Genomic DNA, 10,507 nt, shown 5'->3' on the forward strand with positions numbered 1-10,507 from the left:
ACTCCAGCTCTTTCTCCCTCAGATAAGGATACACGGTAAGGGAGATAAGACCTGCCCTTTCGCTTGCAACACGGGCGAGAAAACCGTAAACACTGTTAGGCGCCTGGATGATCACGCGCGCGTCTTTGGGGATGCCCAGTTTTACCCATGCCAGGGCAAGGGCGTCGATGAGATTCTTCGCCTGTGCCCAGGTCACACGGTATTTTGAATCAACAAGCGCCTCTCTGTCCTTCAGCTCCTTTGCATTCCTTGCCCAGAAATCATAGAAGATTTCGTCAGTCCAGTATCCGTCACGTTGAAACTCTGCTATCATTTCATCTGTATATCGTATTGGTCTCATACTTCCCCCTTATCTCAGCCGTCAGCGATCAGCTATCAGCCTACAGCAAAAAAACTAAATCGAAAAAGTCTCGCTGAAAGCCGGCTGCTGAGTGCTGAATACTATTTCTTTACCCTTTAAAGTCCGTATTCTTTCCAGCGGGCTTGAACCTTTTTTACCATTTCTTCATCGAGAAAGACCTCATTTGGTTTTCTTGCCCATTCATATGGAACGGTAGCATCCATAATTATTCTCGACACAATGTCTCTTGCCTCAATGGGGAGGGCAGGGTCGAGAGGCGTAGACCTTCCGCGTTTTATAATCTCTGTTGAACGGTACGGGTCATAGCGCATTGAAAGGGACCAGAGGACTTTATCGATATCATCAGCCGGTATATCCGCATCTACCACTATTACACCTTTTAAGCCGTAGTGGCCTGTGGTGGTTGATATAACTGCAGTACCAACATGGTTTGAATGACCCGGATACATAGTTTTGACTGAAACGATAGCCCAGAATCTCCCACCGGATTGAGGAGGCAGGTAAACAGATTGAATACCCGGGACCCTCATGTTCTCAAGGTCAGTCCACATCGTTGCGGTTCTATTCAGAGACTGTATCATATGGGTATCGGTAACCGGTTTGCCGACTGTGGTAGACCAGAAGATCGGATTCTTACGCCTTAATATTCTCTTGATATGGAGTACCTGTTTGGGCCATTCTTCCCCTTTCTTTCCTGAATAATACCCTGTATATTCCCCAAATGGACCTTCTTCTCTCAGGTCTTCCGGGTCTATAAATCCTTCGAGGATAATCTCCGCATGAGCCGGCAGCATCAAACCTGTAAGGTCGCTTTTGATAACTTCAACAGGCGCGCCACGCAATGCGCCGATGATATCATACTCATCTACCTGTGCACCAACCAGAGTACTCGATACCAGAAAGTGAAGTGGATCACACCCGATTACTGCTGCGGCAGGCATAAGTTTTTTGGCTTTCTTATACTGGTTAAAATGGAAATCAGCGTGTTTCCCTTTTATAATCTGGATACCTGCGTGGTTTCTGTCATGGACCTGCATTCTGTATGTCCCAAGGTTGGTCCATCCTGTCTCCATATCCTTTGTGATAAGATATTCTGCTGTTCCGACAAACCTGCCTCCATCCTGAGGATACATATAAGGTACGGGAAAATCTCTGAGCAGATCTATATCCTTTTCTTTCACAATCATTTCCTGGACAGGACCACTTTTAACTACCTTTGGTTTTGTCAGTTGTTTTGTGGTAATCTTCATCCATTCCTTTGCCATCTGACACATTGAATAATTGAGCGGCATTCCAAGGGCAATGGCCAATCTTTTTGGTGTTGTAAAGGCAGATGTAAGGAGAGGTATTTTATAGTCTTTCACATTTTCAAATAAAAGCGCAGGACCCTTTTTCTCTTCATTCAGTTTTGCAATATGAGAAACTTCAAGATTCCAGTCTACTTTGGTTTTTATCCTCTTAAGCTCTCCTTCTTTTTCACATTTTGCTATAAACTCTCTTAGCTCTTTCATTCTTCCCCCTCCTATTAAATTTTTTTGTGTTTATATTGTGAATAACATAATAGCAAATATTGTCCAATACATAATAATTATGTGGTATATAAATAAAAGTTATGGAATAATTCATTATAATGAATCTTAACCACCTGAGGGTTTTTTACGAATCTGCCAAAGAACTGAATTTCTCAAGGGCAGCGGAACGTCTCTCCATATCGCAACCTGCTGTCTCTATCCAGATAAAGCAACTGGAAGAGATGCTGCAAATAAAACTCTTTATTAAAATTGGCAATAAGGTCTTTCTCTCCGGGGCAGGAAAATTACTCCTCGAATATGCACAAAAGATATTTGAGCTCGAAAACGAGGCAGAGAAGGCGATCAATGAGATAAAAGAAGTAAAAAAAGGCACACTCCATATCGGAACAACAAAAACCTACGCGCGTTATCTCATGCCAAACTACATATCGCGTTTTCATGCACTTTATCCTGGGGTAAGTATTCATTTAAACGAGGGGAGTTCCTTGGAAATGATTCAAAGTCTGTTCAATATGCAAAACGAACTGGCTATTGTGGCAAACACTGAATATCCGAAATCTCTTTGCAGCATCGCCTTTGGAAAGGAAGAAGTCCTCTTGGTGGCCTCTCCTGACCATATCCTTGCAAAAAAAGATTCGATTACCATGAAAGAACTCACGCGTTTTCCTCTGGTAATGAGAGAGGAAGGCTCAGCTGCCCGCAAAGCAGCAATGGATATGTTCAAAAAGATGCGCCTTACACCTGCCATACTGTATGAGGCAAGCAACCTCGAATTCATAAAGGAACTTTTAGAGAGGGGTGAAGGAGCCTCTTTCATTGTAAGGTCTGCCGTGGAAAAAGAACTCTCACAGGGGCTATTGAAAGAGATCACAATCTCTGACGTTTCTATCACCATGAATACAAATATCGCGTATCTCAATGAAGACAGCCTGTCAAAGATTGCTCGTGCCTTCATCGATGCCTTGCTCATATGGCATAGTGAATAAATCCGTTCAACGTTCTACGTTCAAGGTTTCTCATTAATATTGTCATTGCGAGGAGCGAAGCGACGTGGCAATCTCATCCAACAGGGTCGCCACGCCTTTGTCCCCCGCTCTCTGTTGCGCTTCTCCCCTCACGCCTGACGCCTTATGGTCTGCATTTAAATTTGTTTAATGCTTCGATATAAGAATTTAGAGTTTCACAAACTGATTGCTGATAGCTGTTCGCTGATAGCTGTCACCCTCCGAAATCAGGATTGATGAATTCCACCTTATCCCCATCGGACAGGACGGCCTCCGGATATTTCTGAGGAAACACAAAGCGGTTATTAAGTTCCACAATAAGACCGGAGTCTTTCTCTTTCATTAATTTTATCAAGTCAGTAATCGTGGTATTCTCCGGAACCATTTCTTTCATACCGTTAAATGTAATCTCGATCTTCCTGCCATGCACGGTAATGTCCCTCTTTATACGTGAGTCGTAAGGGGTTAAACTACTTAACGCCTAACGGATCCTCCGGACTCATTGTCTGGTATTCTATTATTTTTTTCACCGAAAAACCATATCTTTCACATGGCTCATGGCGAAATATCCGTAAGTGGAATTACAGCAAAGAGCGGAGAGCGGAGAGTAAAAAACATAAGGCGGAACAAACCGAGGGATAAAAGACAAAGGGACAAAAAGAGGATGAAAGGTTCAGGAACAAGGTCTTTATTGTATTGTCATCGCATTATATTGTCATCGCGAGGAGCGAAGCGACGTGGCGATCTCATAAGACATAATCTATTATTGAGATTGCCACGCTACGCTCGCAATGACAAAACGCTACGCCTTGCGGGCTCGCAATGACCTATCACCTATTACCTATCACCTTTCACTGGGTTTATCCCCTCACCTCTCACGCCTTACGTCTTACGAAGGGTGTCTGCTGAAATCGGTTGAAGATTGTTGCGCAATCCTCTATAGTACAAGAAAACATGAAACAAGGAACGGGTGTGTTATTAAGCGAAGTATCTTTGGTTTTTAACCTTACACTTTTCACCTTTCACTTTTCACGTCTTTTGGGTGGTTCTTATGTACATCTGGCCTGATTGCTTCCCCTGTATAACGAAGATGTTCATGGAAGTTGCCCGCATTTCTCTGAACAACGAACACGCAATACAAACGTTCACAGATGCAATCGAACAACAAAGACCAAAGACTCCGCATGACTTCAAGATCACCTCTCCTGAAATAATAAGAAACCTCTGGGTCATGTTTCAGGAGATATCGGGGATTGAAGATCCATTGAAGGAAGTGAAAAAGAAACAGAACGATACAGCGCTCAGGCTTCATCCATCTGTCAAAGAATCTGTTCTCAGCAGCAATGACCCATTGGCTTCAGCAATAAAATTCTCTATATCAGGGAACGCCATAGATATAATGACAACCGGGACAGATCAACCGGTAGAAGGAATCATTCAAAAACTGCAGAGCTTTTCATTGGACGCCGTGGACACAGAACAATTCAGGGAAAGGCTGAGCAAGGCAAAAAAGATCATCTTCTTCGGCGATAACTGTGGTGAGATCGTCTTTGATAAGATCCTCATAGAGATTATTCAGGAACATTTCGGCAGTAATGTGACGTTTGTTACGCGGACACTCCCTGTACTGAATGACGCAACCCTGAAAGACGCCCTGTATGCGGGAATGGACGCTGTAACGCACACCATTGAGAACGGCATCCGGCAACCCCTGCCCGGTACGATCATTGAAAAGCTTCCGCAGGAATTAAAAACACTGATATACGGATCGGATCTGGTCATTTCAAAAGGAGGGGGGAACTACGACACATTGACAGAAGAAGCAGGCCTGAAAGGAAAGATATCCTTTCTGCTTCAGGCAAAATGCAGACCTTATGTCACCATTTACAAGGTACCTCTCGGCAGTCCGATCATCGCCAATATGTAATACCGGATTGCATTCAAAAATAGCACCCGCAGGCGGGTACCCGGGTGACGTACCCGCATATATTTCTTAGCCCATTCTTGGGCCGGGTACCCACGAAGTGGGTGCGAGAGTCTCTTCGGGTTTATGCCCGAAGAGGGGGCGACGTGAGCCCCACAGTACCAGTATAGTTTTCATAGCCCGTTCTCGGGCGAGAAGGGAAGTCTCTTCGGGTTTATGCCCGAAGAGGGGGCGACGTGAGCCCCACAGTACCAGTATAGTTTTCATAGCCCGTTCTCGGGCGAGAAGGGAAGTCTCTTCGGGTTTATGCCCGAAGAGGGGGCGACGTGAGCCCCAGTAAAGGAGGAAACCGTTCAGTTGAGACCTATCTTAGTCTTTGCAGCCCTCTCCTCCATATTCTGTTTTTCCATGTTTTACCGTGTCACAAACGCGGTGATCGCCCCTGATCTGATGCGGGATCTTCACCTCAATGCTGAAAGACTCGGCACACTCGGCAGCGCCTTTTTTTATTCTTTCGCCCTTTGCCAGATCCCCATGGGGGTACTTCTCGACAAGATAGGACCCCGGATCGTCATAACCTTTTTCTCTCTCGTAGGTGCATCAGGGGCCATTGTATTCGGTTCTGCGGATTCTTTTGCATCAGCATTTATGGGAAGAACCCTGCTGGGTATCGGTATGGCATCGGTTCTGATGGGGAGCCTGAAGGTCTTTGTCATACAGTTTCCGGCAGGAAGATTCGCCATACTTTCAGGGACTATCATCTCCATTGGAACACTGGGAAACGTCCTTGCCACATCACCCCTGGCATACCTCAACGCGACAATAGGCTGGAGACAGACATTGTTCTACGCAGGGGGCATAAACGTCGTCCTCGCGATCCTCCTTTTCTGGGTCCTGAAAGGTGACGGCAGGAACAGGCAACACGGCGACACGCCTTTGTCTGCTCAGGATAAAAAAACAGGCATCATGGAGTCGTTCCGGCTGGTCGTGAGCAATCTGTCGTTCTGGCAACTGGGCGCTGTAGCCTTCTTCCGATACGGTACATTCGTCGCGTTGCAGGGATTATGGCTTGGACCCTATTTCATGGACATAAAGGGTTTGACACAGATGAAAACCGGCAATCTCCTGATGATGCTCTCCATCGGGATGATCATCGGTTCCCCGATAGCAGGGTACCTGACCGACAGGGTTTTTTATTCCAGAAAAACCGTCATTCTCACGGGATTAGGCCTTTACGCACTCTGTCTTGTACCGCTTACAGGGATATTTGATATTAACAGTCCGCTCGTGTTCTCGGTCTTGCTGTTTTTCATGGGTATATTCAGCAGCTTCGGGATGCTGGCATACACACATATCAAGGATCTTTTTCCTCTTAACATGTCGGGAACAGCCATAGCAGGGGTAAACTTCTTTGTCATATCGGGCGGCGCGGTCTTAATGCAGGTAATCGGGGTTATAGTTGAGGCCTTTGTGCGTGCCGATCGTTCCTACCCTCCCCAGGGCTATCATACGGCATTCTTCATATGTCTCCTGGGTATGGTCTGCGGTCTTGTGTTCTACGCATTCTCAAAGGATTCCCGCAGACCTCATTAAACCCGGATAATTCATCAACACATTATCAGGAGGTCCTTGTAGCAAACCGTCATGAGGAGAACAGAAGATGCGAGGATGGGAAGATGAGAGGATGCGGTACTGGCCACTCGATACTTGATACTCGTCACTCAATAATCGATAATCGACGCTGATGGCTGTATGCTGATGGCTTTCTGCTTTTCACTTTTCACCTTTTATCGACTATTCACTTTTTGTTCTTCTCTTTTATTGCCATCAGCAGCCTTTCCGATGTGGCGGGGAGCTCGGTGATGCGCACGCCGACGGCATCATAGATCGCGTTCAGTATCGCAGGGATCGTGGGCATGATCGCCCCTTCCCCCACCTCTTTCGCGCCGAAGGGACCGTTCGGCTCGTCGCTCTCGACGATGATCGTCCTTACGTTCGGCATATCGAGGGAGGTCGGTATCCGGTACTCTCCCAGTGTGGGGTTCTCTATCTTCCCCTTGTTGTCGAACTTTACCTCCTCGAAGAAGGTCTCGCCCAGTCCCATCGAGAGGGAACCCTGCATCTGTCCCTCCACGTTGGTACGGTTGATGGCGAACCCGCAGTCATGGGCATCGGTCATGTTATCGACGGTGACCTTGCCGGTCTCCATATCGACGGTGACCTCAACGACCTGTGCCGAGCATCCGTAGGCAGGAGATGTCCCCACGGCAGCACCTTTATAGGTGCCTCCCAGTTCTCCCGGCTTATATGCTCCGCCTCCCACGACAACCCCTTTCTCGAGGTAGGCGATGCGGGCTGCTTCCTTGAAGGTGAGCGCGTTACCCCCCGGCTGTTCGGGCCAGCCGCGGTGTTCCTTTTCATACAATGACCGCAACCCCGAAAAATTTACCTTTTTCCTGAAGAGAACCATCCCATCCTTTATATCCATTGTATTGACAGGGATTCCCAGCTTCCCTGAAAGCACCTCAAGGACCTGTCTCTTTACGTCCTCTGCGGCCTGCTTTACCGCGTGACCGGCCATCAGGGTCTGCCGTGACGAATAGGCGCCAAGGTCAATGCCGTAATCCGTATCCCCGGAGCGTATCTTCACGTCTTTAACTCCGACTCCCAGCGCCTCCGCTGCGATCATCGTGAGGATCGTGTCCGAACCCTGACCGATCTCTGCCGCGGCGGTATAGAGATCGGCTGTTCCTCCATCTTCAGACAGCTTGATCATGGCAGTGGAGTGGAAGGTCTCGGAACGGTATATGGGATAGCCTGCGCCTGAGACAAAGAAACCGCACGCCATGCCGATACCCTTGCCCTTCGGCAGTTTTTTCTTTTTTTTCTTCCAACCTGAATCATTTCGCACTGCCTCTATGCACTCCTTCATGCCGAGACTGCTCATGTTAAAATCATTACAGGTCACATCCCCTCTCTGCATGATGTTCTTCAGCCTGAACTCAATGGGGTCCATGCCGAGTTCCCCGGCAATGATATCGAGCTGCTGTTCGAAGGCAGCCCGTGCGGCAACGCCGCCGTGTCCCCGCTGGGCTCCGCAGGCCGGCTTGTTCGTATAGACGCGGTACCCGTCGTATTTCATATTGGGGAGCTTGTAGGGCGCGCCAAGAAGTGACCCGGCATAGTAGACTGTGGCAATGCCAAAACTTGAATAGGCCCCGCCGTCGAGGTAGCAGGTATTGTGGAGCGCAACGAGCCTCCCGTCCTTTTTCACGCCCGTAGTCAGTTCGTGAAAGAACTGGTGACGGCCGCGGGAGTGCATAAAAACCTGTTCCCTCGTGAAGGTCATCTTGACAGGTCTTCCCGTCCTCATTGAAAACAGAGATGCGGCAAGCTCAATGGTGTTCGCCGATGCCTTCGGACCGAAGCCTCCCCCTACGTAAGGTTGTATAACCCGCACATTCCCGATGGGGATATTGAGAACCATCGACAGGGTCCTCTGGACGTAATGCGGCGTCTGCGTCGAGGTATAGAGTGTCAATTGACCATTGAGATCAAAAACGGCAAGGCAGGCCTGCGGTTCAAGGAAGGCCCCGTCTTGTTTCTTGTTCGTGAACCTGTCTGTCCGTATGTAGTCGCATCCCTTGAAGGCAGCCCGGACATGACCAAATTCCTGATGCACCTCGGCCCCGATGTTCCCTGGATAATCATCGTGGATCAGCGGCGCCCCTTCCTTCATAGCCTCAAATATATCAAGGACAGGCGGTAATTCTTTATAATCGACCTGGATCAAAGAAACGGCCTCGCGGGCAGTATCGGCGTCGATAGCCGCAACCGCAGCGACCTCATCACCGACATATCTCACCTTATTATGACAGAAGATCGTTTCATCGTACCGTGCGGGACTGACACCAAACCGGATACGGCCTGCCTCGCGGGCAGTGATAATATCTTTTACCCCGGGAAGTTTTTGTGCCTTCGAAATATCAATATTGAGGATCTTTGCATGTGCCAGGGGGCTCTGCAGGAGTGCGCCGTAGAGCATACCGGGCATCGAGAGGTCGTCGGCATAGCGGGCGTTACCCATCACTTTCGACAAGGCATCAACCCTTGGAACCCTTGTATTGATCACGCTGTATTTTTTCATCCCTTTGTTTTCCCCCTCTTCTTCATCGTCCTGGACGCTGCCTGCACAGCCTCTACGATCTTCTGATAGCCTGTGCACCGGCAGAGGTTCCCGGATATTGCCTCCCTTACCTCAAGCTCTGTCGGGTGAGGATTCCTTTCAAGGAGGCTCTTCGCTGAAAGGACCATACCCGGGGTACAGAAACCGCACTGGATGGCGCCATGGTCGACAAAGGCCTGCTGGACCGGGTGGAGGTTCTGATCTTCGGCAACCCCTTCAATGGTCGCAACCTGGCTGCCGTTTGCCTGGACAGCAAGAACCAGGCAGGAATTCACCGGGCGTCCGTCAAGAATAACCGTACAGGCGCCGCAGTCTCCTATCCCACACCCTTCCTTCGTCCCGAGAAGACCAAGCTCTTCCCGGAGCACCTGGGTAAGGGTACGGTTGGGCGCTACAGCAATCTCGTATTCTCTCCCGTTCACATTCATGGTTATCACTTTTTTCATTGTGCACTCCTTACCGGCTCCTTATCAGCTCATGGTTGTTAGTTCATAGCTCATAGCAAAAGCATTAATGCTTTTTACTTTTCACCTTTCACGTTTCACTTTTCTCACTTCTGTCTCTTCCTGTTCACCGCCTTCACCGCATTTACCAGTGTCCTCTTTACCAGTACCTTCACGATCTCCTTCCGGTATTCCTCGCCTCCGCGGATGTCGGTGATCGGCCTGCAATCCTGCATAGCAAGGGTTGCCGCCCTTTCAATCAGCTTTTCAGTCGGTTTTTCATTGATGAGGATCCTCTCTGCAGATACAGCGTGGATCGCCTGCGGTGCCACAGCGCTTAAAATAATCCGCGCGTTCCTTATAACCCCCTGTGGCTTATCAAGGGTAATCCTTGATGCAACGGCGACAATGGCTATCTCAAGGGCTTTTCTGTGCCCGAGTTTTATATAGTCGCCGCCGGTAAAAGGAGGCAGTTCATTGACAATGATCTTCGTTAAGATCTCATCGGGCCTTATAACCGTCTTCCCGGGACCAAGGAAAAATTCATCGATGCCGACTTCCCTTCTCCCCTTCTTGCTCTTCAACTCTACCTTTGCCCCCACTGCCATGAGCGCCGGAGGAAGATCCGCAGCCGGTCTCGCCGTTACAATGTTTCCTCCTATTGTTGCCCTGTTTCGGATAAGCGGCGATCCCAGGACACTTGCTGCCTTTGCGATAACCGGAAAATTTTTCCACAGAAAGGCAGACTCGGCGAGCTCGCTGACAATTACATGGGAACCGATGGCAGTACTCTTTTTTCTTGGTTCCAGGACAAAGAGTTCTTCCATCTTTGCGAGACTTATCAGGTATTTCGGTGAGATAAGCCCCTTTTTCATGTTTACGAGAACATCGGTGCCGCCTGCAATGATCTTTGCGTTCGCCTTCAGACCGGACAGCAGCGCAAAGGCGCTTTTCATGCTCTCCGGCTCGTGATAATCAAACTTCGGTAATAATAACATACGGCCTCCGTGTACCTTTCTTGACAGGATTTCTGATAATTATAACAATTTGTAAAAAA

9 protein-coding genes are annotated in these 10,507 nt (G+C 48.5%); 3 read left to right on the forward strand and 6 right to left on the reverse strand.

The window, feature by feature from the left end; genetic code table 11:
- Both PHU49_09780 and ppcB read right to left on the reverse strand, forming a co-directional pair.
- Positions 1–340, reverse strand: a 340-nt coding sequence (locus tag PHU49_09780) for an AMP-binding protein (protein MDD5244294.1), incomplete at its 3' end; no start/stop codon positions are given.
- Positions 341–456: 116 nt separating this feature from the next.
- A complete protein-coding gene (ppcB, locus tag PHU49_09785) occupies positions 457–1,872 on the reverse strand; it encodes a phenylphosphate carboxylase subunit beta (protein ID MDD5244295.1) in 1,416 nt (471 codons plus the stop codon).
- Between the two features lie 119 nt (positions 1,873–1,991).
- Between ppcB and PHU49_09790 the strand changes: the two genes are divergently transcribed.
- The gene (locus PHU49_09790) at positions 1,992–2,879 is read left to right on the forward strand and encodes a LysR family transcriptional regulator (GenBank protein MDD5244296.1); all 888 of its coding nucleotides are present in this window, start codon (positions 1,992–1,994) and stop codon (positions 2,877–2,879) included.
- 232 nt (positions 2,880–3,111) lie between these two features.
- Here the strand turns inward: PHU49_09790 and thiS are convergent, their stop codons facing one another.
- Positions 3,112–3,327: a sulfur carrier protein ThiS gene (gene thiS / locus PHU49_09795; GenBank protein ID MDD5244297.1), complete on the reverse strand. Its 216-nt coding sequence runs from the start codon at positions 3,325–3,327 to the stop codon at positions 3,112–3,114.
- Positions 3,328–3,948: 621 nt separating this feature from the next.
- Here thiS and PHU49_09800 point away from each other — a divergent pair.
- On the forward strand, positions 3,949–4,824 hold the full coding sequence (locus PHU49_09800) for an ARMT1-like domain-containing protein (protein ID MDD5244298.1): 876 nt from the start codon (positions 3,949–3,951) through the stop codon (positions 4,822–4,824).
- Positions 4,825–5,178: 354 nt separating this feature from the next.
- Positions 5,179–6,414: an MFS transporter gene (locus tag PHU49_09805; GenBank protein MDD5244299.1), complete on the forward strand. Its 1,236-nt coding sequence runs from the start codon at positions 5,179–5,181 to the stop codon at positions 6,412–6,414.
- A 205-nt stretch (positions 6,415–6,619) separates the two neighbouring features.
- Here PHU49_09805 and PHU49_09810 read toward each other — a convergent pair whose 3' ends face one another.
- The 3 genes from PHU49_09810 to PHU49_09820 all read right to left on the reverse strand — a co-directional run bounded on the left by PHU49_09810 (position 6,620) and on the right by PHU49_09820 (position 10,448).
- A complete protein-coding gene (locus PHU49_09810; GenBank protein ID MDD5244300.1) occupies positions 6,620–8,968 on the reverse strand; it encodes a molybdopterin-dependent oxidoreductase in 2,349 nt (782 codons plus the stop codon).
- Positions 8,965–9,453, reverse strand: coding sequence for a (2Fe-2S)-binding protein (locus PHU49_09815; protein ID MDD5244301.1), 489 nt, complete (start codon positions 9,451–9,453; stop codon positions 8,965–8,967). The genes PHU49_09810 and PHU49_09815 overlap by 4 nt, the downstream gene beginning before the upstream one ends.
- 104 nt (positions 9,454–9,557) lie before the next feature.
- Entirely contained in the window at positions 9,558–10,448 is an 891-nt protein-coding gene (locus tag PHU49_09820) for a xanthine dehydrogenase family protein subunit M (GenBank protein MDD5244302.1), read from the reverse strand.
- Positions 10,449–10,507 lie beyond the last annotated feature (59 nt).

The organism is Syntrophorhabdaceae bacterium (genome assembly GCA_028713955.1).
Taxonomy (GTDB): Bacteria; Desulfobacterota; Syntrophorhabdia; order Syntrophorhabdales; family Syntrophorhabdaceae; genus UBA5609.

What these genes read in the sequence shown, in the direction of transcription:
- PHU49_09815 (MDD5244301.1), bottom strand. Translation starts at nt 9,453, where the DNA reads ATGAAAAAAGTGATAACCATGAATGTGAACGGGAGAGAATACGAGATT.
- PHU49_09820 (MDD5244302.1), bottom strand. Translation starts at nt 10,448, where the DNA reads ATGTTATTATTACCGAAGTTTGATTATCACGAGCCGGAGAGCATGAAA.
- PHU49_09800 (MDD5244298.1), top strand. Translation starts at nt 3,949, where the DNA reads ATGTACATCTGGCCTGATTGCTTCCCCTGTATAACGAAGATGTTCATG.
- ppcB (MDD5244295.1), bottom strand. Translation starts at nt 1,872, where the DNA reads ATGAAAGAGCTAAGAGAGTTTATAGCAAAATGTGAAAAAGAAGGAGAG.
- PHU49_09810 (MDD5244300.1), bottom strand. Translation starts at nt 8,968, where the DNA reads ATGAAAAAATACAGCGTGATCAATACAAGGGTTCCAAGGGTTGATGCC.
- PHU49_09790 (MDD5244296.1), top strand. Translation starts at nt 1,992, where the DNA reads ATGAATCTTAACCACCTGAGGGTTTTTTACGAATCTGCCAAAGAACTG.